28 protein-coding genes are annotated in these 22,264 nt (G+C 62.9%); 11 read left to right on the top strand and 17 right to left on the bottom strand.

Going from position 1 to position 22,264, the window contains the following annotated elements; translation table 11 throughout:
- Positions 1 to 50: 50 nt before the first annotated feature.
- On the top strand, positions 51 to 278 hold the full coding sequence (locus CHB69_RS01195) for a hypothetical protein (RefSeq protein ID WP_089214153.1): 228 nt from the start codon (positions 51 to 53) through the stop codon (positions 276 to 278).
- Here CHB69_RS01195 and CHB69_RS01190 read toward each other — a convergent pair.
- The 8 genes from CHB69_RS01190 to CHB69_RS01160 all read right to left on the bottom strand — a co-directional run bounded on the left by CHB69_RS01190 (position 275) and on the right by CHB69_RS01160 (position 4,566).
- Entirely contained in the window at positions 275 to 1,603 is a 1,329-nt protein-coding gene (locus CHB69_RS01190) for an AAA family ATPase (RefSeq protein ID WP_141133889.1), read from the bottom strand. The two genes, CHB69_RS01195 and CHB69_RS01190, sit on opposite strands and share 4 nt — an antisense overlap.
- A complete protein-coding gene (locus CHB69_RS19965; RefSeq protein WP_170935389.1) occupies positions 1,594 to 1,752 on the bottom strand; it encodes a hypothetical protein in 159 nt (52 codons plus the stop codon). Before CHB69_RS19965 ends, CHB69_RS01190 begins: the two co-directional genes overlap by 10 nt.
- Entirely contained in the window at positions 1,749 to 1,961 is a 213-nt protein-coding gene (locus CHB69_RS01185) for a helix-turn-helix transcriptional regulator (RefSeq protein ID WP_089214151.1), read from the bottom strand. Before CHB69_RS01185 ends, CHB69_RS19965 begins: the two co-directional genes overlap by 4 nt.
- A gap of 112 nt (positions 1,962 to 2,073) precedes the next feature.
- A complete protein-coding gene (locus CHB69_RS01180; RefSeq protein WP_089214150.1) occupies positions 2,074 to 2,718 on the bottom strand; it encodes a hypothetical protein in 645 nt (214 codons plus the stop codon).
- Between the two features lie 10 nt (positions 2,719 to 2,728).
- Entirely contained in the window at positions 2,729 to 3,130 is a 402-nt protein-coding gene (locus CHB69_RS01175) for a PIN domain-containing protein (protein ID WP_089214149.1), read from the bottom strand.
- The gene (locus CHB69_RS01170; RefSeq protein ID WP_089214148.1) at positions 3,120 to 3,350 is read right to left on the bottom strand and encodes an AbrB/MazE/SpoVT family DNA-binding domain-containing protein; all 231 of its coding nucleotides are present in this window, start codon (positions 3,348 to 3,350) and stop codon (positions 3,120 to 3,122) included. Before CHB69_RS01170 ends, CHB69_RS01175 begins: the two co-directional genes overlap by 11 nt.
- Positions 3,351 to 3,389: 39 nt before the next feature.
- Positions 3,390 to 3,851 (bottom strand): site-specific integrase, encoded by a 462-nt coding sequence (locus tag CHB69_RS01165; protein ID WP_170935388.1) that lies wholly within the window; start codon positions 3,849 to 3,851, stop codon positions 3,390 to 3,392.
- Positions 3,826 to 4,566: a tyrosine-type recombinase/integrase gene (locus CHB69_RS01160; protein ID WP_089214146.1), complete on the bottom strand. Its 741-nt coding sequence runs from the start codon at positions 4,564 to 4,566 to the stop codon at positions 3,826 to 3,828. The genes CHB69_RS01165 and CHB69_RS01160 overlap by 26 nt, the downstream gene beginning before the upstream one ends.
- Before the next feature lie 301 nt (positions 4,567 to 4,867).
- Between CHB69_RS01160 and CHB69_RS01155 the strand changes: the two genes are divergently transcribed.
- From CHB69_RS01155 to CHB69_RS01145, 3 genes are all read left to right on the top strand, one after another.
- Positions 4,868 to 5,158 carry a type II toxin-antitoxin system TacA family antitoxin gene (locus CHB69_RS01155; RefSeq protein ID WP_089214145.1) on the top strand — a complete coding sequence of 97 codons (291 nt, stop codon included), beginning with the start codon at positions 4,868 to 4,870 and terminating at the stop codon, positions 5,156 to 5,158.
- A 6-nt stretch (positions 5,159 to 5,164) separates the two neighbouring features.
- Positions 5,165 to 5,692 carry a GNAT family N-acetyltransferase gene (locus CHB69_RS01150; protein ID WP_089214144.1) on the top strand — a complete coding sequence of 176 codons (528 nt, stop codon included), beginning with the start codon at positions 5,165 to 5,167 and terminating at the stop codon, positions 5,690 to 5,692.
- Between the two features lie 528 nt (positions 5,693 to 6,220).
- Positions 6,221 to 7,042: a hypothetical protein gene (locus tag CHB69_RS01145; protein WP_141133888.1), complete on the top strand. Its 822-nt coding sequence runs from the start codon at positions 6,221 to 6,223 to the stop codon at positions 7,040 to 7,042.
- Between the two features lie 24 nt (positions 7,043 to 7,066).
- Here CHB69_RS01145 and CHB69_RS01140 read toward each other — a convergent pair whose 3' ends face one another.
- The 5 genes from CHB69_RS01140 to CHB69_RS01120 form a co-directional block, all read right to left on the bottom strand.
- Complete coding sequence (locus CHB69_RS01140; protein WP_089214143.1) at positions 7,067 to 7,948, bottom strand: bile acid:sodium symporter family protein; 882 nt, start codon at positions 7,946 to 7,948, stop codon at positions 7,067 to 7,069.
- 30 nt (positions 7,949 to 7,978) lie between these two features.
- Complete coding sequence (locus CHB69_RS01135; RefSeq protein WP_245836430.1) at positions 7,979 to 8,563, bottom strand: DUF6515 family protein; 585 nt, start codon at positions 8,561 to 8,563, stop codon at positions 7,979 to 7,981.
- Entirely contained in the window at positions 8,560 to 9,378 is an 819-nt protein-coding gene (locus CHB69_RS01130; RefSeq protein WP_089214142.1) for a DUF2092 domain-containing protein, read from the bottom strand. The genes CHB69_RS01135 and CHB69_RS01130 overlap by 4 nt, the downstream gene beginning before the upstream one ends.
- 144 nt (positions 9,379 to 9,522) lie before the next feature.
- Entirely contained in the window at positions 9,523 to 9,876 is a 354-nt protein-coding gene (locus tag CHB69_RS01125) for a DUF1622 domain-containing protein (protein ID WP_170935387.1), read from the bottom strand.
- A 19-nt stretch (positions 9,877 to 9,895) separates the two neighbouring features.
- Positions 9,896 to 10,867, bottom strand: a complete 972-nt coding sequence (locus CHB69_RS01120) for a SphA family protein (RefSeq protein ID WP_089214141.1) — start codon at positions 10,865 to 10,867, stop codon at positions 9,896 to 9,898.
- A gap of 412 nt (positions 10,868 to 11,279) precedes the next feature.
- On the opposite strand from CHB69_RS01120, the gene CHB69_RS01115 reads away from it, so the two are divergent.
- A complete protein-coding gene (locus tag CHB69_RS01115) occupies positions 11,280 to 12,155 on the top strand; it encodes an outer membrane beta-barrel protein (protein WP_212541875.1) in 876 nt (291 codons plus the stop codon).
- Between the two features lie 125 nt (positions 12,156 to 12,280).
- On the opposite strand, the gene CHB69_RS01110 is transcribed toward CHB69_RS01115, so the two are convergent.
- Complete coding sequence (locus CHB69_RS01110) at positions 12,281 to 13,186, bottom strand: hypothetical protein (RefSeq protein ID WP_212541874.1); 906 nt, start codon at positions 13,184 to 13,186, stop codon at positions 12,281 to 12,283.
- A gap of 258 nt (positions 13,187 to 13,444) precedes the next feature.
- On the opposite strand from CHB69_RS01110, the gene CHB69_RS01105 reads away from it, so the two are divergent.
- From CHB69_RS01105 to CHB69_RS01095, 3 genes are all read left to right on the top strand, one after another.
- Positions 13,445 to 14,095, top strand: coding sequence for a YidH family protein (locus CHB69_RS01105; protein WP_089214140.1), 651 nt, complete (start codon positions 13,445 to 13,447; stop codon positions 14,093 to 14,095).
- Positions 14,096 to 14,360: 265 nt separating this feature from the next.
- A complete protein-coding gene (locus CHB69_RS01100) occupies positions 14,361 to 15,278 on the top strand; it encodes a formylglycine-generating enzyme family protein (RefSeq protein ID WP_089214724.1) in 918 nt (305 codons plus the stop codon).
- Positions 15,279 to 15,467: 189 nt separating this feature from the next.
- On the top strand, positions 15,468 to 16,247 hold the full coding sequence (locus CHB69_RS01095) for a sensor histidine kinase (RefSeq protein ID WP_089214139.1): 780 nt from the start codon (positions 15,468 to 15,470) through the stop codon (positions 16,245 to 16,247).
- Here CHB69_RS01095 and CHB69_RS01090 read toward each other — a convergent pair.
- Entirely contained in the window at positions 16,234 to 16,884 is a 651-nt protein-coding gene (locus CHB69_RS01090) for a response regulator (RefSeq protein WP_089214723.1), read from the bottom strand. The genes CHB69_RS01095 and CHB69_RS01090 overlap by 14 nt on opposite strands.
- 297 nt (positions 16,885 to 17,181) lie before the next feature.
- Between CHB69_RS01090 and CHB69_RS01085 the strand changes: the two genes are divergently transcribed.
- Complete coding sequence (locus CHB69_RS01085; protein WP_089214138.1) at positions 17,182 to 18,039, top strand: bestrophin-like domain; 858 nt, start codon at positions 17,182 to 17,184, stop codon at positions 18,037 to 18,039.
- A gap of 27 nt (positions 18,040 to 18,066) precedes the next feature.
- Here the strand turns inward: CHB69_RS01085 and CHB69_RS01080 are convergent, their stop codons facing one another.
- Positions 18,067 to 19,296 (bottom strand): BamA/TamA family outer membrane protein, encoded by a 1,230-nt coding sequence (locus CHB69_RS01080; RefSeq protein WP_089214722.1) that lies wholly within the window; start codon positions 19,294 to 19,296, stop codon positions 18,067 to 18,069.
- Positions 19,297 to 19,544: 248 nt separating this feature from the next.
- On the opposite strand from CHB69_RS01080, the gene CHB69_RS01075 reads away from it, so the two are divergent.
- Positions 19,545 to 20,648, top strand: a complete 1,104-nt coding sequence (locus CHB69_RS01075; RefSeq protein WP_141133887.1) for a BamA/TamA family outer membrane protein — start codon at positions 19,545 to 19,547, stop codon at positions 20,646 to 20,648.
- Between the two features lie 2 nt (positions 20,649 to 20,650).
- On the opposite strand, the gene CHB69_RS01070 is transcribed toward CHB69_RS01075, so the two are convergent.
- On the bottom strand, positions 20,651 to 21,184 hold the full coding sequence (locus tag CHB69_RS01070; RefSeq protein ID WP_089214136.1) for a DUF4136 domain-containing protein: 534 nt from the start codon (positions 21,182 to 21,184) through the stop codon (positions 20,651 to 20,653).
- Between the two features lie 243 nt (positions 21,185 to 21,427).
- On the opposite strand from CHB69_RS01070, the gene CHB69_RS01065 reads away from it, so the two are divergent.
- The gene (locus tag CHB69_RS01065) at positions 21,428 to 22,216 is read left to right on the top strand and encodes an acid phosphatase (protein ID WP_170935386.1); all 789 of its coding nucleotides are present in this window, start codon (positions 21,428 to 21,430) and stop codon (positions 22,214 to 22,216) included.
- The last annotated feature ends 48 nt before the right edge of the window (positions 22,217 to 22,264 follow it).

The following is a 22,264-nucleotide window of genomic DNA, read 5'->3' as shown; positions in this document are numbered from 1 at the left end:
GGCTCAGCCTATGTTCTTATTGGGGAGATGGTCAACGAAAGGAGGCCATCATGTCCGACCACGAACCGCTCGACTGGTTGCACCTATTATCCCATGCGCAGGCGCTATTTCCCGGTGCGGTGATTGAAGTGATCCTTACGCCCGACGAGATTATTCACATTGACGTAGACGGGCATCGCTTCACATTCGAAATCGGCAGCGACGACGACGAATATTTCTTCACCGACGGAAAAGCGTCATTCTCCATCCCGCTTATGGAAATCGACTGGGATTTCTAGGATTTCTCCTGACACGCCTTGTCCTGTTCGGACTTGCCGAAATGGCGGACGCAGATGATCGCGCAAAGATACTTAGCGGCGATCTCGGCCAGCGGGGACATGAACTCACGGACGTCGATGTTGCTGTTGCCGTCGACCCCGGACATGAAGGCTTGAATGGGATCGAGGATCACGACGGCGGGACGTTTATCGGCGATCTCGCCGTCCAGCCACGCGACCATCTCCTCCGTGAGCTGGAATTGCCGTGACTGGATGAACACGCGGTCTAAATCGGCCCCATTGGCTATCAACCGGGGCTTTATAACAGCCCCTTTCAGGTCCTCGAAATTGAACAGGATTACGTTAGCCGGCTTCGATCGGTCACCACCGGGCAAAGCATCGCCACGGGTAATGCGAGCGCACAGCCACGCGCATAATTGGCTCTTGCCATCGCCCGGATCGCCGTCGAGCAGGCCAAGTGTGCCCCGACAGACATAAGGATACCACAACCATTCCAAGTTCTCGTCAGGGATTTCCGAGAAAGGCACCAGCGTCGGCCACACCTTGCCAGGCTTTTTCGATATGCTCCGGGCGATTTGCCTGACCTCGCGATCCGGCAGCGGGTCGTCAGTCATGGAGCGATTGAGGGCCTTTAATGTCTCCAACATAGCCCTTTGGTTCGCCCCGGCCGCGCGCAGGTATCCCGCGAACTTGGTCAGCGTCGTATTGCGCATCCCGACCGGGATCGGGCCATTGCTGGCTAGCGGAGCCTCATCTTTCGGCTGCGCCGTAATCTCCCGGATCGCCTCGGAAAGCTGTGCAATCGGTTCGTCTTCCCAAGGGGAATAGACCGCACCCGACAGATGGATTGATCCGGGACCGACCACATAGCAGCCCGGACCGCTCTTCACGTCCAGATTGGGCCGAGCACCATTACGCGCGGGCATTTCGCCCAGAAAGTAGAAGTGGAATCCACGGGCAGTTTTCACCGTAAACGTGGGTGCCGGCTTATAGGTGCGGCGAAAGTCATCGAGCGCCTCACGGCTATCGCAATCGATCACCGCCAGCCCCTTTGTCGCCACTCCATAATTCATGTCCGGAAAGGCGCGATGCCATTTACGGATGACTTTCAGGTCTGTGGTGGCGCTGTGGCACCCCTTCGGAGCCAACTGCCCTATCGGATGCTTGCCCTGATCATCGCAGTCCCGGTCGCCGCATGAACATATCCCATCCGCAACGCTATGGATCGGGAATACGGGGACGCCCTGCTTGGCGAACCATTTCATCATGCTCAGCATGCTTGCCGGACGATCGATCGTCAGACGGATTCGGTTGCTTAATGCCACGACCGTTCCTCCCGCCAACGAATGTGGTTTTCCAGCACCGCCCCTTCGGGAATCTCTTCAGCAGGCGGAACCGGCATGGTGATGATGAAACGGATGCAGATGTCCGGATTTTCCGGGTGCGACGTTTCGAAGGTGAACTCGTAGGTCATAGGCCTGCCTCCCGCTCGGCAGCGAGCTTTGCGATATGCTCGTGGATTTCAGTCGCCAGCCACGCGACTGAGTGGGCGCCGATACGGACACGTTTGGGGAATTGCCCGGCGGCTTCGAGCCGAAGCAACGTCGATGGAGAGAGGTTGAGGCCAAGGCGCGGCAAGTCCTGCCGCGTCAGCAATATCTTGTTTGATGGTGGTGCCGTCATGTTGAATTTCCTTTCGTTGTCGTGATTGACGGCAACGAAATATTCCCAGACGGCGAAGAGATTCTACAGTGGGAAATGAACTCGTTATCGGAAAATCCGATGGCATGTTCATTTACCGGCGGCGCTGGTCGACCTGTTCCTTGATTAGGCGATCCAACTGCTCGTTCAGACCAGTGATCTCGAGGAATATGCGGCGAACCAAGGCAGGGTAGACACCATAAAACTGCTTCGTCGTGGCATCATAGGTGCCTCGGCTGGGGCGAAGGTCGGGCAGCGCCTCGTCGAGCACCTCCGCGATGGCGGCGACTATGTGGTATCGGATCAAGGGGCCGTGCGGCAGGTCATGGTGGCGGTATTTGGCGATCATGATAGCCACATTCCATCCAAGCACCTGCAAACCCTTCAACTGCTCGGCGATCGCATCGCAGTCCGGGACAAGCTCCGGGCTGACCTCTTCGGGCCACAATGAGAGCATGTGGCGGTTTTCGGGATCAAGCGCCTCCAACAATTTTCCGATCGGATTGAGTAGTTGGGCATCCACCCATGCGAGCCGCTGCGATAACGTTTCATCAGAGGGCGCGCCGGGCATGTCGCATGGGGTCACAGAAATGACGCGGCGATACTCAGTCGCAACCGCTCGTAGGCGCTCCTGAAGGACATCCAATGCCGCCCCACCGGTGACACCCACGATGTCCGCAATCTCGGCCATTGCGGCGTCACCGAACAGGTCAGTCGGGTGGCGGGTGAAATCCTGCAAACCCGTGGCATTAAATGACGAACGGATTGCGGATTGTGAGGCGCCCCTCCACCTTCAGACCAGCGTGCATATCTTCCGACCACAATGTATCGCATCCGGCAGAGAGCGCGGCCGCTACGATCATGCCATCATAGACCGAAAAGCCATTCCGCTCGCACAGCCGTAATCCGTGTGCGTGCATGTCGGCATCCAGCGGCACCACATTGAGCAACGCGCGCAGTGTCTCGGTAAGGGCCTGCACCTCGGTCCACGCCAAGCCGATTTTCCGACGTGCCACATTGGCAAGTTCGTTCAAGACCTGAACGCTGATCGTCCCGCCTTCGCGCACCAATGCTTCCGCCCTCTCGGCTTTGCCGAGGTCGTTCGACAACTGATAGAGAAGAACATTGGTGTCGAGGAAGCTACCGGGCATTCGCCTCGTCCCGATCGAATTTGAAATCGTCGGGCAGGCGTCCGCGAAAAGCGCGCAGGCGCTCGATCAGACATTCCGGATCGGGTTTGCGCGCGACCGTCATGCTTCGTTCCCCCTCGACATGGATCTCGATATCGTCCCCCTCATGTAAGTTGAGGGCTTTGACAACGGCAGCAGGCAATCGCACCGCCAAGCTGTTACCCCACTTTGCCACCTGCATCGGCCTACTCCTGATATACAATGTGAAGAATGTATATCATCATCGCAGCCGGTTATCAATGCCGTCATCGGCCGCGAGCCTGGACAACACTTCGCCCCACCTCTCCAATGCCTCCCGCTTCTCGCGGTCATATCCATAGCGATTGTAGACGGCGGCCACACCGGAAATCGTGCCGGAAATGTGGTTCAAAACCTTTTCGACGACATGCGGGGCGATGCCCGCCCTCGCCATACCCGAAGCCGCGGTTCGCCTCAAATCGTGCAATCGCCAGTCGGATGTCTGCGAGCCTTCGGACAGGCGGCGTAGCATCTTCGAAAAGCCGCTTACCGGCGAATTGCGGGTGGTCGTGAACACATAATCGCAGTCGAGGAAGCGCGGCACCTCGTTCAATATTTTGATTGCATAGGAGCTGAGCGGCACGACATGCGGCTTTCCGTTCTTCGATCGCCCGGCGGGGATGACCCATTGCTTGACGTCAAGATCGACCTCGCTCCAGCGCATTTCGGCCAGCTCGCCGGCGCTGCGCCGTCGCAAGCAGGATCGGCACGAACTGGCGGAAGGGATAGACATCATTGCGGCATGCGCGCAGCAGCCGGACGATTTCGTCATCCTCCAACACTCGGTCGCGGGATTCCTCCTTGGTCGGTGCCTTCAATCCGGTAATTGGGCTGGTCTCGACAATCCCGCGCTCCACACACCAATTGAACAGCTTGCGGATGTTCGAAAGGATGCGGTTGGCCTGATAGGTCGATCCGCGCGCGACGGCGGCGTCCATGATTTCTAGCACGTCGAACCGCTTGATCTCGCGGATATCACGCTGCCCGAAGGTGCCGACAAATTCGCGTTCCAAGATGCGCTCTGCCTCACGCCAGCTCTTGTTGCGCGCCTGCGCGTGAAGGCGGATGAATTCTCCGCAGACGGCTTCGACCTTCATATTGGGAGTACGGCGGCGCTTGGTCGGATCGATGCCTTCATCGACCTGCCGCAAGATATCCATCGCCTTCTCGCGAGCGGTGGCCAACGTAATGCGGGGATAGACGCCGAGCTTCATGCGCTTCTGGTTAAAGCCATATCGGAACTTCACGGAGAAGACCTTTTGTCCCTGAGCCGAAACCCGAACGCTCATGCCGGGACACAAGAGGTCATGGACCTCATAGCGCTTCGCCTTCGGTTTCAGTGCTTCGAGCGTCTTGTTGGTTAGGGCCTTTACCGGCATGTGCCATCCTTTCGATGACACTTCAATAATCACAGAAATCGGCCAATCTCAAAGAAATTCCTAGGTTCCGAAGGACTTGCATCGAGAAGTGCAGCGCGGTGCGATTTGACCATGCTGCCTGTGACCGGGGGTGTTTTGGACCGAGGTTCCGCATCGATATTCGGACCAGATGGCGCGACACTGATTCCCGATTTTTCAGTCTAACGTGATTACGTGTCGAGGCTGGTTTCCTGATCGCGACTCGGTTCGCGTTGCATTGCACGGCAAAATGCCGTATATGAGCGCATGAAAGGAATTTGTGATGGTGTCCGCTTCATCCCGTCAGACCCAGCACCGCGAAACCAAGCGCGAGCGCATGGAATTACGCGTGGCCACATCTGCCAAGACGCTGATCAAGCGTGCAATGGCTGTGAGCGGCATGACGGCTGGCGACCTTGCTTATGAGGGTGCGCGCCGCGTGCTCGATGAACATGAGCGCATGAGGCTTTCGCAAGCCGATGCCGACGCTTTCCTGAAAGCAGTTGCCAACCCGCCTGCGCCTGCCGATCGACTGATCAAGGCATTTGAACGCCATAAATCTGTCGTCGGCTGATCCTGCTTGCCTATCACATTCGAACCGCTCGCCAAGCGCCATGACCGTTCGCACTTTCGCTGTGGCGAGGCGCAGCTTGACGAGTGGTTCCAGAAACGCGCGGGGCAGGATGAGCGCCGAAACGTCGCGCGTGTCTTTGTCGCACTGGACGATACTTCCCAGATTGTCGGCTTCTACAGCCTAAGCGCGTTCACCCTATCGTTGGACGAAGTGCCGGACAACATAGCGGCCAAGCTTCCTCGCTACGACCACATCCCCGCCGCTTTGATCGGTCGGCTTGCCCGGCACGAACAATCGCGGGGCAAAGGTGTCGGTGAGATTTTGATAGCCGATGCCTTGCATCGGATTGTAAACGTTGCTCAAGATCTGGCCGTCTTTGCTATCGTGGTTGAAGCGAAGAACGACAGCGCGTTTGACTTCTATCAATCGTTCGGTTTCATCCCCTTCCCGATGCACCCTGGTCGGCTGTTCATGCTCACATCGACGGCAGCGGCGGCACTCAAAAAGGCAAATCCATCTGCCAGTTCGCCATAGGGCCATCCATCCAGCGAAGTAACGATCTCGTGACTTTCATCACCCGAAAATAACGATGCCGTTACCAACGCGCACAGCGAAGCGGCGTTAGGATTTTCCCTGACGCAGACACCTTCGATCGATATGATGTTGCTGCAAGGCTGGTGACTAAGTCTCCGCCTCTTCCCTCCATCGCTCTGATACCCAGAAATTCGACGATCTTCCGTGTGGGTATCAAGGGGGTCCCGGACGCCCGAACTTGCATGAATGGACGTGAAGCAATACGCCTCGGAATCAGCGGGTCGAAGATACGTTTTCGTGTTCCCCAAGACACGAAATGACGCAGAATAAAAAGCAATAACAAGAGCTTATGGCCATATCTTAATCAGCGGGTCCTAGGTTCGAGCCCTAGTGCGTCCACCATTTTCTCCGCTTTCGAACCGAGCTTTCGCGGGCCCGCAATGGCGTCGCCACCCGTAGTGCCGAATTCCGCGTCGCCAGCTTAGCCGAGCCTTGTCATTGCCCCGGCGGCCCATTATTCCCGCGCAAATGGCGGCGCCGGACATCTCGACCAGCGGTCGCCGCTACCGGAAATTGCTCTCCATCCTTCCTGCCCGGGCCGCGCCTTCCGCCGACATGGCGGGGATCGGCGCGGGACGACGGGCGCTGTCCATCGGGCTGGCGTTGCTCATCACGGGCGTCCTGCTGATCATGCTTCTTGCCTTCGGCGTGGGGAAGCCGGTCGACGTCCGTGACGAACAGGTTACGCTCGTCACGCTCGAAGCCGCGGGGAATGCGGAACAATCGCCCGAGACGGACAATCCGAAACGCGAGCAGGCCAAGGAGAGCCCGCCGTCCCCACCACCCGAAACGCCGCCGCAAGCGCCCCAGCCGCTGCCTCCGCCGCCGGTCGTCGAACCCATGCCCGCGCCGGCCTTGCCCGCGCCAAGCACGCAGCCGCCCGCGCCGCGGACGCCTCGCGCCGTAATTCGCCCATCCGACGGACAGGTTTACGGTCCGGCCAACCGCGGCGGGGCAGCCTCGCAGGACACGCCGCAAGTGGGGACGGCACCGAATGGCGAGCCGCTCTATGCGGCCGCCTGGTACCGCGAGCCGAGCGATGACGAGTTGCGCGGCTATCTGTCGACCGCCAGCGGTCCCGGCTGGGGCTTGATCGCCTGCCGCACGGCGTCCGAGTATCGCGTCGAGGGCTGCGTCGCGCTCGACGAATATCCGCAAGGTTCGCAGATCAATCGCGCGATCCTCGCCGCCGCCTGGCAATTCCGGGTGCGTCCGCCAAGGCGCGGAGGACGCCTGATGGTCGGCAGCTGGGTGCGGATCCGGATCGACTACGCGATCGGACGCCGATAGATCCCGCGCCCTTCGCCGCCCGGGTCAGGATGGCGGAGTCGCCGCGGCGCCCCCCCCGTCGCCCTGTTTGCGACCCACCATCCGCAAATAGGGGAAGCTGAGGACGATCGAGACGATCAGCGACAGCACGACGGCAGCCGGCATCAGCGGAACGTTCGGCATCGTATGGACGGCGATCGCGAGCGCCACGCCCGGGTGCCGGGCCGATGCCGCGAGCGCCAGCGCCGACCGGTCGCCCGGATTGGGGCCGCCGAGGAGCGTTCCCGCGACGAGCCCTACGATCGCGACCGCGGCGAAGACGAGCAGCGTGCCGTCGCCGACCAGCTTCCACATCGGCGGCCCGAGGAGCACGAGAAAGGCGAGCACGACGAGGAGGAGAAGGATCGTCCCCGCCCTGGTGCAGATCTCGCTGACCCGCGGCACCGACTTGCCGAGCAACGGCGCCGCGAGCAACCCGAGCGCGATCGGCGCGAACACCGAGATGAGCAGCGGCTTGACGAGCGCCGATGGCGCGACCGAAACATCGACATCGAACAGATGCGCCGCGACCCACACGCCGAGCGGCGCCACCACCAGCGACAGCAGCGACGCGCCGACCATCAGCCCGGTGACATAGCCTGCCTCACCGCCCGCCTTCAGCTGCTTGCCCGGCAGGATCGGCGGCAGCGGCGACAGCGCCATCGCGATCAGCGCGATCGCCACCGGTTGCTGGAGATCGAGGAAGCGCGCGAGCAGAAAGGCCGCCACGGGCACGCACACGAACATCGCGACGAAGGCGCCCAGCCCGAGCCGCCACTCGCGGACGAGATAGCCGAGATCGGCGATCTTCGCTCGCAGCGCGAGCCCGAAGAGCAGCAGCACGATGCTGAGCACCGTGGCCAGTTTGACGATCATGAGAGGCGTCATGGACGGGACTTTCTGGCCAGGGGGACGGAGTCAGCGCGGCGGATTGACCACCACATATTGGACCGACGAGCCCACATATTGGGGCTGGTACCAGGTGTTGCCGCATTGCGAGTAGCTGATGCCGTTGACGACGACAGTGCTGCAGCTCGGCGGCACGCTGTTCACGATGCTGCCGACGACGGCCGCGGTCACCGCCGCGGTGGCGATCGTCGCGACCGGGTGCCAGTCATCGTCCCAATCGTCCCAATCGTCGTGATAATAGCCGCCGTGATAGTCGTTGTGGACGTTGACATCGACGTTGCGGTTCACGTTGACGTTGGCGTTCCGGTTGACGTTCCGATTGACGTTGGCGTTGTTGACGCTGCGGTTGCGGCTCACATTCGAATGATTGACGTTCGCGCTCGCGCCGCTGCGCGCGGGCGGACGCGAACCCTTTGCCCGCGATGCCGTGCCCGACCGGCTGGATGTCGTTCGCGTTCGTTGCAGATAGTCCGCTTCGAGCGCCAGGACCGACGTAGCCGGATCGCCCGCGACGCGGGGCAGATCGGTCGGCACTGCCGGAGCGGCGAGCGCCAGCGATGCGGCCAAAAGGCCGCCGTTCACGATGAGGATCATTGCCCTTCTCCGTCAGAGGTTATTTCGGAAATATCGGCGATCGCAATCCGGTGCGCGTCGGCCGGCGGCGAAAAGGCGAGATTTTCGCTCGCCGGAACCGCGGTCGAGGCCCAGTCGATCACCGCCGAATATTGCGGCATCGCGGGGTCGGTCTTGTTGGTGATCACGATCTTGCACGGCAGCGCCTTGCCGCCCTGGTCGATCCAGACCTGCCAGTCGGCGTGTTCCTGCCGGAAGGCATAATGCATGCAGGTGCGATCGCCGATGGTTTCGGGCCGGATCACCATCGCTTCCTGCACGCGCGCGCGGATCGCGGGATCGCTGCCCCAGGTGAACAGGTCGGCGAGCGGCACTTCGATGCCGAATTCGTCGCTCGCCTTGTCGATCGTCGCCGCGATCGTGCCGGGTGCCGGGAAGTCGGCATAATAGCCGAGGGTGGGCGCAAAGATCGTAAAGGTCTTGCCGTCATAATAGAGCTCGCGCGACTTGCCATCGAGCCTGGTGACGATCTTGAAGGCATTGGGACGCCTGGCATAGGTGTCCATCGTCCCGCCGAACTGAATCTTCTGCCCGGTCGCGAGCACCACCTCGGTCGTGATGTCCGATTTGGTGTGGAAGGACGAAAGCGCCTGCAGCGCCGCGCTCATCTTGTCGACCGCGGCCATGGCCTCCGGGTCGATCGGATTGCTGCCGTCGTCGTCGGCTGCCGCGCTCGCCGCGGGCTTCGCCGCATCGTCCTGTGCCAGCGCGGCGCCGCCGACGAGCGGCGCAGCACCGAGCAGCAACGCTAGCCGCAATATTCCTGGACTGACCATGAGTTCATCCTTTCCTTTGCCGGACGAGTTGCGGAATCGCGCAGGATTCTCACGCCTCTTCTTCGTCAGTCTGCCCGTCCGGCCCTTCGAGCCCCATCGGGGATTGTGCTGAAGCCGCGGGATTTCGACCCTGCATCGCAGAGCCTATTCGCCAGAGGCACGCTCCGGCCGCGGTTCGAATTCATAGATGTCGCGCTCGATGAAGAAGTTCAGCCCGGTGCGAATCGCGGCGATCGCGGCGAGTTTCCCGACATCGTCCCATGTCGGCGCTACCGCGGTGCGGATGATGTCGGCGCCGAGCGCGAATTCGAGCGCGAGCACGATCCACTGCGCGAACTGCAGCCATATTTGCCGCCGGCTCCATCGCCCTTCGCGGCGCAACCCGCGCTCCACCATCCGCGCCAGCGCCTCGAACGCGCCATACATCACGATCAGCGCGACGATCGCTTCGAGCGCGAGCGCCGAATAGCTGGCGATCAGGCGCAGAGCTTCTTCCACCAGAGCCGCCCCGGCCGGCTTATTGCCCGGGGATGTTCATCGTCAGCGGGATCGAGAAATCGAGCCAGAAGGACGTGCCCTTGGGACGATTCGTCGCGTCGAGTTCCTGCATGACGCGCCCGCGGAAGGTCGCCGGCGTTCCCGCCATCACGACATTATAGGCCGCGGTGGCACCGACCGCGACCGCTTCGCCCTTGAACGGGCCGAGCGCTCCGCCACGGTCGTCGGTGACCTGCTTCAGATAATAGGCCTGGGCGCCGAGCGAGAATTTGGGCGAAAGCGCCTTTTCGACCGCGGCCTCGACATGCACCTCGTCGCCGCTGTCATAGCCGGTATAGTCGTTGTCGCCGTTCAGCGTATAGCCGCCCTTTGCGGATATGTCCCACCCCGATGCGGGATCGTGCCAGCTGACCGCGACCGAGCCGTCGACCGCAAAGCGGTGCAGCGACAGATTCGCGAGCTGGTCCTCGCGATAATGGCCGAGCGGGATATTGATCATGCTCGACAGCTGAACATGCCATTTCTCCCCGTGCCAGCCCATCATTACGACGCCGACCGGGTCACCGACGGTGAGCGCGCTGTCGTGCCGGTCCGTCCCCAGGCTGCCTCCGCCGGGACCGGTCAGCACGGCATCGACGTCGACGATCGGCGCGCCGAGCGGCAGCGTCATGCCGACGGCGAGCGTTCCGCCGAGAAAGTCCGTCGAAGGAACGGCGAGGATCGTGTCGAAGCTCGCGATGATGGTCGCGTCGAGACCCGCGACGATATTGCCGTTCAGGGGGAATTGCCGGCGCGCGCTGGCGTCGCCGTCATAGACATAGATGGTCTTGTCGAAGAAGACGCCCTCGACCGGCGGCATGACGGCCGCGCCGGGACCGCCCGAACCGAGCAGATAGAGCGAAGCGCCCGATTCGGTGGCGTTCGCCATGGCTGGCACGAAGCCGAGCGCCAGCACGCCGCCGGTCAGGATCATCGTTTTGAACAGTCGCATGCGTCAATCTCCGTCGATTTGTCTCGCCGCGATTGTGGCATTCTCTGCCGCGTCCGCTTATCGGGATTAACCCTTGGCGGGCCGCAGACGCGCCCCAAGGGCCGCCTCGGGTCGGGACCCGCAACCGGCGCAAGCCGCGGAAGACATCGTCTCGGGCATTTCCCCAAGCGTTCGGGATTCCTGCCCTGCTTTCTCGGGAAACACCCTGATACCCGACACTCTGGATCGCCCCTATTCTGACGGTCATCCGTGGAGTTCCACGCCTTTGAAGACGGCGGGCGATGTCACGGGTCGACAGGGGGCGGCGATTTCTTCCTCCGCGCGACCGACTCTGCCCCTCCGCCGCCTGGGCGCGATGGCTCTCGCTGAACGCCCGGTGGGACAGGTCACAAGCCATTGTCAGGAGCGAAGCATGGACAAGGTGATTTCCGCAGCAGACGGCGGCCCGCGCGGGTCCGGCCGCCCCCGCCCCTTTCGCGCCGGCCGGACGCTGCTCACCCTCGCCTGCGCCCTGGCATGGCAGGCACCCGTCCGGGCACAGACGCTCGACAATGATTATTGGATCAGCGCGATGGCCTTTTTCCCGAAGGTCGACACCGATGTGCGCGTCGCGGCGGAGAACCAGCAGATTCCGAGCACCGACATCGACTTCGAAAACGATCTGAAGCTCGACAATGACGAGATTCTGCCCTCGATCACGGCCGGCGCACGCTTCGGCAAGGTGATCGTCGGTGCGGACTTCTACAAGCTCAAACGCACCGGCGCGACAGCGCTCGAGCGCGACATCGTGTTCGACAATGTGACCTATCCGGTGAACGCCGAGGTCGAAAGCGGCTTCGACAGCGACATCTATCGGCTGACGGTCGGCTATGCCTTTGTTCAGAACGACAATCTGGAGCTGGGGGCCGCGCTCGGCGCGCACGTAACCCGCTTCGACCTTTCGATCATGGGCGAAGGCAGCGTCGGCGGCGAAAGCGCGTCGAGCGAATTGCGTCGCCGCAAAGTACTCGCGCCGCTGCCGACGCTCGGTGTCTTCGCGACCTGGAAGATCGCGCCCAAGGTCGAGTTCAACGGCCGCGTCGATTATCTGTCGCTCAACATCGACGATTATGACGGGCGCCTCGTCAATGTTCAGGCGGGCCTCAACTATCTGGCGACGAAGAATATAGCGGTGGGAGTCGTCTATCGCTACGTCGACTATCGCCTGGGCGTCGACAAGGATCGCTGGAACGGCCGGGTCCGGTACAAGCTCTATGGCCCCGCGCTCGTCCTGCAAGCCTCGTTCTGACGCCCGCGGGCGGGGTCCTCCAGCTAGAGTGCGTTCGGTTTTGATGGAATCAAAACCGGCACTCCAGAGTCTTGTTTTGCCGTGATTTCCGAGCCGTGAAATGTTCCATTTCACTCGAAATCACTCTATTTCGGGAAGAGCAGCGTGAGCACGAAGCGCGTGCCCCATTCGGCGCCGCCGTCGGGCCGTTCGGCATAGTAGCGCGCGCCGACGGTCAGATTGATCGGTTGATCGCCGACCCTGACCACATGGCCGACCGAAAAGTTGATCGGCACCACCCAATTCTTCGACTTCCAGTCATAGCTCGTCTCGGTGTTGAGCGTGAAGCTGGTCGAATCGGGCAAGGTGCGGGTAAAGAAAGGCTGGAGGAAGGTCTGGCTGACGTCGGGATAGGCCGATTTCCCCGCCACCGACCAGACATGGTTCGCGAGCAGGCCGAGCGTGGTGCCCTTGCCCTGCTTCAGCACCACCGCGGTCGGACCGGCGCCGAACTTCTGCGCGCTGAATGCATCGGCCCCCGTCGGCCACAGGAAGACCGGCCCGACGCCCCAGACCAGGCCGTTTTTCGCTTGTTTGGGCGAAAGGAAGAAGCTCTGCAGCACGTCGCCGAAGCCGGTCGCGCCCTCGCCGCCGACGACGGTGGGCTCCTGGCTGATGATCGGCACGATGGTTCGCGTAATGAGGTTCCAGTCGTCCCCGACGCTGACGGGAATCACCGGCTGGATGTTGAGCGTGAAGCGGTCGCCGTCGCGTTCGCCGTAGCAGCAATCGTAATTCGCCTGAAAGGGCACCGATATCAGGTTCGCGACCGGATTGGCGAGTTGCTGCGCCAACGAGCCTTCGCCAGCCGCCGCGGGCGGCGGCGCGGCGTCGGGCGGCCGGTCGGCGGGAGCGCTGTCCGCCGAAGCGGCATCGGCGGCATCCGGATCGGCCGGAGCCGCGCTGTCCTGTGCGCGCAGCGATGTGGGAACGCCTGCGCATAGCGCGAGCGCGATCGCGACGCGCGGGAGCGCCCGAGGACGGAAACGCATAAAGCCGGTCTCCCTTGCACGATTGTCAAATCATCGGGCCAGCCTTGCCCTGCTGCGCCTTCCTGGCCATCGGGACTATCCCGCGAGCGGAAAGTTTCGGGCCCTGAGCGTGCCTCCCGCAACTCCCGCCGACGGGGCGGTCTGCGAAGCGCTCAGGCCCAGTTTGCACGAGGGTGCGGGGTAACCCCGATTGTCGAGGCAGGGCCGGCGGGAGAGTTTCGGCGGGCCTTCAGTCCTCTTTTGCAGGGAAGCCCCAGCATGGCCGAACAAACGCCCGCCAAATCCCCCGTTCGCCCGGAGCGCCTCGCCCCGACGCCGGTGCCGCCGATCCCGGACACCAGTTCGGCGAAGGGAGAGGAGATTCCCACCATCTATTCGCACTTCCGCACCGGCCTCTCGCGCCATCGCACGGGCCTTTCGGAGCACCGGACCGATCTGTCCGAATATCGCACCGACCTGTCGATGCACCGCACGGACCTGTCGGAAAACCGCACTGAAATGTCGATGCGGCGTACGGGCATGTCGATCCAGCGCACGCGCATGTCGGCCGACCGGACGCTGATGTCGGAAATCCGGACCTCGCTGTCGATGATCAGTTTCGGCTTTACCATCTATCAAGTGTTCAGAAAGCTGGCCGATTCGGGCGCGATTACCAGCGGGCGGGCGCCGGGGAATTTCGGCGGAATATTGATCGTGCTCGGCATGATCATTTTGATCGGCGGAATTTGGCGTCATGTGCAGTTCGCGCTGCAATTGCGCCACCTGCGCAAGGAGATGATCGACAGCCAGCTGATCCATGGCCAGAGCGCCTATCCGGTCTCGGTCGCGCTCGTCGTGGCGATCCTGTTGCTGATCGTCGGCCTGCTCGCCCTGCTCAGCATCATCTTCAATATTTCGCTGTTCGGCTAGAATGATTTCGAGTGAAATGGAACATTTCACGGCTCGAAAATCACGGTAAAACAAGAGTCCGGGCGCGGGATCGCAGCCGCCCCGCCCGCGGCAAACGCTATTTTCGCCGCCCGGCACGGCCGGATTCAAATCGGCCGCCGCCGGGGTTTTTACCGATGGTAGAACCCCCTAGAATTCTCTATCACCCCTAAGGAAAAGGAGGGCTTCTGTGGAGAAGCGTCCCAATATCGACGACCTCGGCCACGCCGCGCCATCGACGCAGGGCATGATCTATATCGAGGGCGGCACCTATTGGATGGGGTCCGACAAGCATTATCCCGAGGAAGCACCCGCGCATCCCGTCGCCGTCGATGGTTTCTGGATCGACGTGACCCCGGTGACGAACCGCGATTTTGCCGCATTCGTAGAGGCGACCGGTCATGTGACGACCGCCGAGATTGCGCCCGATCCGGCCGATTATCCAGGCGCGCTTCCCGAACTTCTGCGGCCCGCTTCGCTCGTCTTTTCTCCGCCGGGCCATCCCGTTCCGCTGAACAGCATGGCCTGGTGGGACTATCGCTTCGACGCCGACTGGCGGCATCCGCTCGGCCCCGATTCGTCGCTCGACGGCCTTGAGGACCATCCGGTGATCCACGTCTCCTATGACGATGCGCAGGCCTATGCCGAGTGGGCCGGAAAGTCGCTGCCGACCGAGGCCGAGTGGGAATATGCCGCACGCGGCGGTCTCGACCGCGCCGACTATGGCTGGGGCGACGATTATATGCCGGACGGCAAGCCGATGGCGAACACCTGGCAAGGCGCGTTTCCGAACGAAAATCTGCTGACCGACGGTTATGCCCGCACCTCGCCGGTTCGGGAGTTTCCCGCAAATGGATACGGGTTGTTCGACATGATCGGCAATGTCTGGGAATGGACGAGCGATTATTTCGCCGATGGCCACGAAGCGGCGACGAACCGCCCCTGCTGCGCCCCCCGCAATCCCCGCGGGGCGGCGCGCGAACGGAGCTATGACCCGGCGCAGCCCGAGATTCGCATTCCGCGCAAGGTGCTCAAGGGCGGCTCGCACCTGTGCGCCCCGAATTACTGTCAGCGCTATCGTCCGGCGGCGCGTCATGCACAGCCGATCGACACCTCCACGAGCCATGTCGGCTTTCGATGTGTAAGGCGCAACTTTACCAATTGATGACAATCGAAGCGGATACAGAAAAACGACAGGAGTTATTTATAGTTACGCGTATTCCCTGTTGATTATTCAGGGATTTTATGTAGCATGTTGCTTGGGGGGAACGTCGCTCCTTTGCGGTTAGGATAACCGCGTCGGAGGGTCGGGATCGTGCAATCATTCATTCAGGTGAATTGAGGGGCGCTCGACATGGTTTCCTTTGAATATTCTGCTTTGATCGAACGGCTGGCCGACGAAATGTCGGCGGCAGGCAGCGCGATGATCTGCACGCCGGAAGATCTTCACATCAAGATGCTCGAGGCGCGCGACGACGAGCGGCGGCGGATCGCACGCGACCTGCACGATGTCCTGGCGCAACAATTGCTCGCGCTCGAATTCGAAATCCAGTCGCTCCGCGGCGGCAGGGACGAATCGCGTATCCGGGCGCATAATGCGGCGCAGAACAGGATCGGCGAACTGCAGCGACAGATCCGTTCGTTCAGCTATCTGCTCAACCCGCCCGAACTCGACCGTTTCGGACTCGGCGAATCGCTGAGTTCGCTTGTGGCGGGGCTCGCGGCGCGTACCGGCATCGACATAGTGTTCGACGGAAGCGGCTATCGCCCGGCGGCGAGCCGCGAGGCGGAACTGGCGATGTTCCGCGTCGCGCAGGCCGCGCTGATGAACGTTTACAAGCATAGCGGCGCGCGTCATGCGCGCGTTCGCTTGACCTCGCGACAGGACTGGCAGGTGCTTCGTATCCGCGACAATGGCCGCTGGCAGAAGAGCAGCGGCGGCACCGAAAGAAGCGGGCGCGGGGTGGGCCTCAGCGGCATGCAGGCCCGGATGGCGGGCCTGTGCGGCCGCTTTTCTGTTCGCGCGGGCGACCATGGCACCGTGGTTACAGCGATCGCGCCGCGGCTGTTGAACAACCGATGCCCGCTGAACGTGGCGCAGTTCGGCGCCAATGGGGGGTTCAGGGCTCTATGATATTGTTGCGCACGGCGTAGCGCACCAGCCCCGCCGCGGTCTTGATATCGAGCTTGTGCATCGCGGCGGCGCGATGCGTCTCGATCGTCTTGATGCTGAGCCCCAGGATCGCCGCGATCTCCTTGTTGAGCAGCCCTTCGGCGATCAGCTGCACGATCTCCCGCTCGCGCGAGGTCAGCGGCGAATTGGTGGTCGTGCGCGTCGTCGATTCGACGAAGCGGTCGAGCAAGGTCTGCGACACCTGCCCCGAGAAATAGGGTCGCCGGATCGCCAGCGCCTCGACCGCCGAGATCAGATGCTTGGTCGCATCGGATTTGACGAGATAGCCGCGCACCCCCGCCGCCAGCAATTCGGCGAGGACATCCTCGCGATCGTGCATGGTGAAGATCAGTATCTCGACCCGTGGCAGCTCGCGCTTGATCGCGCGGGTCAACTCGAGACCGTTCATCATCGGCAACGAATAGTCGAGAATGGCGATGTCGGGTTGAGTCGAGCGGATCAATTCCAGCGCGTCGCGCCCGTTGTCTGCCTCACCGACGATCCGCCAGTCGGGGTTGGCCGACAGGGTGGTTCGAACTCCGACGCGGATCGCTTCATGATCGTCCGCGATGACGATTCGCCTGACCGGGCTACTCATGGCCTCCCTCTCGTCGTCGGGCGCGATGCGCCGCAGCCTCAAGAACGAGCGATGATTGCCCATTCCGGCGAAGGCGTCCATCAGGAATAACTATGGATATGGGGCGACCCGACCCTCTATTCACCCGCGAGGGAATCGAAAGCCGCCCGGCGCCGGCAAGCGCAGCGGAGTTTTCGGCCCGCCAAACGCAGCCCGCCGACAGGAACTCCCGATCGGCGAAATCCGTTTTGGGGATTTCTACCGATATTTTCCGCACCGCGGCGCTGCCAGATTGCGGCCTTCAGGAAGGAGCGCGGCATGTCGGCATTTGGGCTTTGGCTTCTCACCACCCCGATCTGGCTGATCGGGATCACGCTTTATGGCGGGATGCTGGTCGCCGCGCTCGCGGGCTGGCTGCTGCGCGGCGGCAGAAAGCGGAAAGCCCCGCCTAAGCCCGACGACAAGGACGCCAAGGAAGAAGGCTCGGAGATCGGCTATATCGTCTCGGCGGTCATGGGCCTTCTCGCGCTGCTCGTCGGCTTCACCTTTTCGATGGCGGTCGATCGCTTCGACAACCGGCGCTCGATGGTTCTGGCCGAATCCAACGCGATCGGCACCGCCTATCTGCGCACGCAGCTGATCGAGGAACCGCACCGCAGCGCGATCGGCAATCTTCTCAGGGATTATACCGAGAACCGGATTGCGCTGGCGCGCGAGCCGCGCGGGCCGAAGCAGCAGGAACTGCTGGCGCGGAGCAATGCGATGATTACGCAGCTATGGTCCCGCCTCGTCGATGCCTATCCGGCGATCCCCGACCATGAATTTGCGAGCATTTATATCGAATCGATCAACGAGATGATCGACGACGATGCCGCGCGGCAGCAGTCGCGACGATCGCATGTGCCGCTGGAGGTTTTCGTCGTGCTGCTGGTCTATCAATTCGTCGCCGCGGGCGTGTTCGGCTATGTCCTGTCGGGCGAGCGCGGCCGGCTGACCGCCGCGCTGCTGCTCGTGCTGTTCGGCAGCGCGCTGCTCCTCATCATCGACCTCGATCGCGCGACGGGGGGCGGCGTCGTCGAGGACAACCGGCCGATGCTCGAGCTGCTCGAGACGATGAAGGCGCAGCCGCCTGGCAGCTTCGGCAGCGCCGACGCGGCGCCCTCTGCCGGCCCATGAGCCCTGCAAACGCCCAGGCCAGAGGCTTCAATCCATTCCGAAGCCCCAGGCGTGGCCGAACTGGAGATAGAAGATCGCGCCGCCGGGACCGACCGCGACATCGACCCCGGCGTCGAGGCCCAGCTTGCGCGCGATGCGATAGCGAAATCCGGCGCCGCCCGCGACGATCGTTCCCGAATCCGCGTAGATGCGCTTGCCGCCCGCGTCGGTGTAGCCCATGCCGGCAAAGCCGACGATCGACCAGCGATCGTCGAGCCGCCGCGTCGCCTCCAGCTCGGTGCTTACCGCCGTGCCGCCCTGATAGCGCCGCGCCTCGACCCCGCGCAGGTTGATCGAGCTTGCGAAATAGGCGGGATAGCTGCCGCGCACCGCGTCGACCTCTACCTTCGCGCCGACCCGCCAGTCGGACGAGAGCGGCTGAAACCCGTAACCGTGCAGGGCATAGCTCTGAAACTCCCGGTCGCTGCCGAGCGCGTCGAGGTTGAACTTGCCTTCGGCATAGAGGTTCGATCCCTTGGTCGGGCTCAACGCATTGTCGCGGTCGTCGAAATGCATACCAAGGCCGACGGCGCCGGTGTTCAGCTTGCGGTCGAAAACATCGTCGAGCTGCTCCGGCAGGCCGGCGATGTCGATCTTCGAATGGATTTGCCGGAAATCGAGCAGCGGACCGATCGAAAAGCGGCGATCGGCGAGGTGGAACTGCACCGATCCGAGGACGCCATAATCATATTTGTTCGTATATTCGAGGCCGGCCGGCAGCAGCCGCGGATAGGCAGTCAGCGTCACCTTTCCCCGCCCCGCCCCGAATTTATAGCTGATCCGCCCGTCGGCGATCGAACCCGACTGATAATAGCCATAGCCATAGGAACCATTGCCGGTCTTGACCGCGCCGGCCATGCGCCGGGTCATGCTGCCGCCCTTTTCCTTTGGCAGCGTGATGAACTGCGCGACGATTCCGAAGCCGCCGTCGACCGCGGGTTCGGTGATGATGACCGGCATCGGGAAAAAGCCGCCCTTTTCCAGCAGGCGCGAAAAGTCGAGCTTGCCGTCGGTCTCGTCGAAGAACATCCGGTGGAACTTCGATTCGGGCTTGGCCGTCTCCGTGCTGTCTTCCGTCGGCGGGCCCTCCGGCGCCTGATAGGAATCCGGGGCAGAGGCAGCCGGCGGATTTTCCTGTCCCGACGCGGGCAGCGCGCCGGCGAGCGCGGCTAAGCAGGGGGCCGCAACCGCGATCATCGTGCGGACTGGAGGCTTCATCGGACATCCGTTCGGTTGCCGGCCGGGAACGGCCGGTTCGCCAAGCATCCGGAAAGCGCGGCGCTCCCCCAATCGGTGAATTCCCCGACATGGAAGGATTATCGCCGCAAGCGACGCTGCGAGCCGTCCCCCGCGACCTCGGGGTTAGTGGGGATTTATCGCCGCCCGAACGGCGATAAGCCTTATGCATGATGAGCCCGCCCTTCCCCTTTAAAGCGGCACGGCGACCCCGATGCCTTGCGCGGCTGTTGCTGCCGCTGCTGCTCGGCGCCAGCGCGCCGGCGCTCGCGGCCGAGCAGGCCGAGCAGATGGAAGAGATCGACGAACAGGTGCAGGCAGCGGCGCAGGTGGCGGACAAGAAGGACCTGCTCGCGGTGCCGCTGCCGATCACGAGTCCTTCGCTCGGCACGGGCCTGGTCGTTGCCGGGGTCATTTTCTACAACCCCAACCAGGCCCCCTCGCCGTGGATCAGCGGCGCCGCCGCGATGAAGACGAGCAATGGCAACTGGCTCATCGGCGGCCTGCATAGCATGTCGCTCGACAGCGACCGGTTCAGGGTCACGGGCGTTGCGGGCACAGGAAAGCTCGTTGCCGATTATTATGGCATCGGCCCGGCCGCGGGCGACCGCAATGTATCGGTCGATCTCGACGAAAAATTCACCGCGCTGCGGGTGCAGGGCCAGATGCGCGTTGCGCCCGGCTTCTATGCCGGCGTGCGGATGCTCTATCTTTCGAGCGAGACGCACGAACAGGATTTGCCGCCCGATTATCCCGATCTTGCAATTCCACCCGACGAAGCCGACGGCCAGCTGATGCAGGTCGGGCCGGCGCTATCCTATGACACGCGCGACGACACGCTCAATCCCCGGCGCGGACTCTATGCCCATGCCGAATGGATGTGGGGGGCGAAGCTGCTTGGCGGCGACTTCGGGTCGCACAGGCTGACCGCGGGTGTCAGCGCCTATCTTCCGCAGGATGCGAAAACCGTGCTGGCGCTCCACGCGGGGCTCTGCGCCGCGTCGGACGGGACACCCTTCTATAATCTGTGCCTCTTCGGACAGAAGAACGACCTCAGGGGCTACAAGACCGGACGCTATCGCGACCGCGCGAGCTGGGCGGTGCAGGCCGAGCTGCGCCGCCAGCTGTTCGGCCGTTTTGGAATGGTCGCCTTTGCCGGGCTGGGCGGAATAGCACCGGCGCTCGGCGATCTCGACCAAAGCAACCTCCTGCCCGCCGGAGGTATCGGCCTGCGCTACCGCCCCTCGCGCCAGACCAACATCAACCTGCGCCTCGACTTCGCGGTGGGGAAGGATTCGAAGGGAATCTACCTCGGGATCGCCGAAGCCTTTTGAGCCTATTTCTTCGGGGGCGGCGGAAATTTCGCGAGCACCGCGTTCACCGCGCTGTCGATATTCTCCTGCGAACCCGAATTCTTCGTGACTTCCTGCGTCGCCGTGCCGTGCCAGACGGGCGACTTGGTGCCGGTGTCATAGACGTCGATGACCAGCGTCCCGTCGGTGACGTTGCGGACGTCGACCTGCGGCCCCGCCCAGCCGCCCCAGCCGCCCCAGGGGCGATAGAATGGCCCATAGACGCCCATGTCGTTGACCTCGACGCGATCGCGCGAGCCGATGGTGAAGCCGACCGCGAAATCGCCCGGGTCGGCCTTGGTATAGCCGCGCGCGGCGAGGCTGTTGTCGATCGACGTGCGGACGCGGTCGGCAATCAGCGGGTTCACGCCGTCGGGGACCTTCTGATAGGCCCAGCTATAGGTTTTATAGGCCGCGAAATTGGCGCTGGGATCTGCATCATAGTTCACCGTCGGCGTATTCGCGCAAGCGGCGAGAGCCAGCATCACGGGAAGGATAGCCAAATGTCTGCTCTTCATCTCGGGTCTCCCTGACAGCACCGTGCCAAATTCCCCTTTCCGGCCGCGCGAAGCTATCGGGATTAACCCCATCGCGCGCCCGTCTCGGCCCGGAGGACGGACGGCGCAAAGCCGGTGCGGACGCGGCGGACCGGCCCGGACGCGCTCGATCCGGGCACCCGGTCCGTGGTCATGGAAAACCCCGATAGGCGCGCGCGCGAAAAAATGGTCTGCTGGTGTCGCCAGTGGAAAGGGACGTCAGACATGGTGAAGCAAAAGGCGAGCGTTGCGCTGGCGGGAGTCCTGCTGCTGCTGCTGCTGCAAGGCTCTGCGTTCGCCCAGCCCGATATGTCGGCGCTGCCGCCCGGCTATCTGGCGCGCGACCAGTTGCCCGACAGCTTGGCGCTGTTGCCGCCGCCGCCCGAGCCCGGTTCGGCGGCGTTCGCGCGCGACGAGGAGGCGAGCCGCGAAACCACCGTGCCGCCCGAGAGCGAGCGCTGGAAGCAAGCGGCGTCGGACGCCGACCTGCACCCGCCGCATATCTTCCAGGCCTTTTCCTGTGCGCTGGGCTTCACGCCCGATGCCAAGGCCACGCCTGCGCTGTACCGGCTGCTCGGCAGGATGGCGATCGACGTCGGCCTGTCGACCTACAAAGCCAAGAATCATTATCAGCGGACCCGGCCCTTCGTCGCGCATGAGGGCCGCACCTGCTTCCCGCCCGATGAGGCGATGCTGCGCAAGGACGGGTCCTATCCGTCGGGGCACAGCGCACTCGGATGGGGATGGGCGCTGGTCCTGACCGAGATCGATCCGCAGCGCGACGACGCGATCCTGCAACGCGGGCGCGATTTCGGGGTCAGCCGCATGGTGTGCAACGCGCACTGGGCGAGCGATGTCGACGCGGGACGGCAGATCGCCGCGGCGACGGTGGCGCGGCTTCACGCCGACCCGGCTTTCACCGCCGACCTGGCCGCGGCGCGCACCGAAATCGCCGCGATCGCGAACCGGCACGACGCATCCTGCCCGGTATCCGCCCCGGTTCCGGCGGACTGACGCGAAACGGCGGCAGCGGCTTGCCGCCGTTTCTCCGCGAGGCGCCGA

This window comes from Sphingopyxis indica (assembly GCF_900188185.1).
Classification (GTDB): domain Bacteria; phylum Pseudomonadota; class Alphaproteobacteria; order Sphingomonadales; family Sphingomonadaceae; genus Sphingopyxis; species Sphingopyxis indica.
Note: the sequence above shows the minus strand (reverse complement) of the source record. Positions and strands in the feature narration are given on the sequence as shown.

Excerpts from the sequence above, each read along its gene's own strand:
- CHB69_RS01195 (WP_089214153.1), top strand. The coding sequence starts at position 51 with ATGTCCGACCACGAACCGCTCGACTGGTTGCACCTATTATCCCATGCG.
- CHB69_RS19965 (WP_170935389.1), bottom strand. The coding sequence starts at position 1,752 with ATGACCTACGAGTTCACCTTCGAAACGTCGCACCCGGAAAATCCGGAC.
- CHB69_RS01185 (WP_089214151.1), bottom strand. The coding sequence starts at position 1,961 with ATGACGGCACCACCATCAAACAAGATATTGCTGACGCGGCAGGACTTG.
- CHB69_RS01175 (WP_089214149.1), bottom strand. The coding sequence starts at position 3,130 with ATGCCCGGTAGCTTCCTCGACACCAATGTTCTTCTCTATCAGTTGTCG.
- CHB69_RS01170 (WP_089214148.1), bottom strand. The coding sequence starts at position 3,350 with ATGCAGGTGGCAAAGTGGGGTAACAGCTTGGCGGTGCGATTGCCTGCT.
- CHB69_RS01165 (WP_170935388.1), bottom strand. The coding sequence starts at position 3,851 with ATGCGCTGGAGCGAGGTCGATCTTGACGTCAAGCAATGGGTCATCCCC.
- CHB69_RS01160 (WP_089214146.1), bottom strand. The coding sequence starts at position 4,566 with ATGCCGGTAAAGGCCCTAACCAACAAGACGCTCGAAGCACTGAAACCG.
- CHB69_RS01155 (WP_089214145.1), top strand. The coding sequence starts at position 4,868 with ATGGTGTCCGCTTCATCCCGTCAGACCCAGCACCGCGAAACCAAGCGC.
- CHB69_RS01145 (WP_141133888.1), top strand. The coding sequence starts at position 6,221 with ATGGCGGCGCCGGACATCTCGACCAGCGGTCGCCGCTACCGGAAATTG.
- CHB69_RS01140 (WP_089214143.1), bottom strand. The coding sequence starts at position 7,948 with ATGACGCCTCTCATGATCGTCAAACTGGCCACGGTGCTCAGCATCGTG.
- CHB69_RS01135 (WP_245836430.1), bottom strand. The coding sequence starts at position 8,563 with ATGATCCTCATCGTGAACGGCGGCCTTTTGGCCGCATCGCTGGCGCTC.
- CHB69_RS01130 (WP_089214142.1), bottom strand. The coding sequence starts at position 9,378 with ATGGTCAGTCCAGGAATATTGCGGCTAGCGTTGCTGCTCGGTGCTGCG.
- CHB69_RS01120 (WP_089214141.1), bottom strand. The coding sequence starts at position 10,867 with ATGCGACTGTTCAAAACGATGATCCTGACCGGCGGCGTGCTGGCGCTC.
- CHB69_RS01115 (WP_212541875.1), top strand. The coding sequence starts at position 11,280 with ATGGACAAGGTGATTTCCGCAGCAGACGGCGGCCCGCGCGGGTCCGGC.
- CHB69_RS01110 (WP_212541874.1), bottom strand. The coding sequence starts at position 13,186 with ATGCGTTTCCGTCCTCGGGCGCTCCCGCGCGTCGCGATCGCGCTCGCG.
- CHB69_RS01105 (WP_089214140.1), top strand. The coding sequence starts at position 13,445 with ATGGCCGAACAAACGCCCGCCAAATCCCCCGTTCGCCCGGAGCGCCTC.
- CHB69_RS01100 (WP_089214724.1), top strand. The coding sequence starts at position 14,361 with ATGATCTATATCGAGGGCGGCACCTATTGGATGGGGTCCGACAAGCAT.
- CHB69_RS01095 (WP_089214139.1), top strand. The coding sequence starts at position 15,468 with ATGGTTTCCTTTGAATATTCTGCTTTGATCGAACGGCTGGCCGACGAA.
- CHB69_RS01090 (WP_089214723.1), bottom strand. The coding sequence starts at position 16,884 with ATGAGTAGCCCGGTCAGGCGAATCGTCATCGCGGACGATCATGAAGCG.
- CHB69_RS01085 (WP_089214138.1), top strand. The coding sequence starts at position 17,182 with ATGTCGGCATTTGGGCTTTGGCTTCTCACCACCCCGATCTGGCTGATC.
- CHB69_RS01080 (WP_089214722.1), bottom strand. The coding sequence starts at position 19,296 with ATGAAGCCTCCAGTCCGCACGATGATCGCGGTTGCGGCCCCCTGCTTA.
- CHB69_RS01070 (WP_089214136.1), bottom strand. The coding sequence starts at position 21,184 with ATGAAGAGCAGACATTTGGCTATCCTTCCCGTGATGCTGGCTCTCGCC.
- CHB69_RS01065 (WP_170935386.1), top strand. The coding sequence starts at position 21,428 with ATGGTGAAGCAAAAGGCGAGCGTTGCGCTGGCGGGAGTCCTGCTGCTG.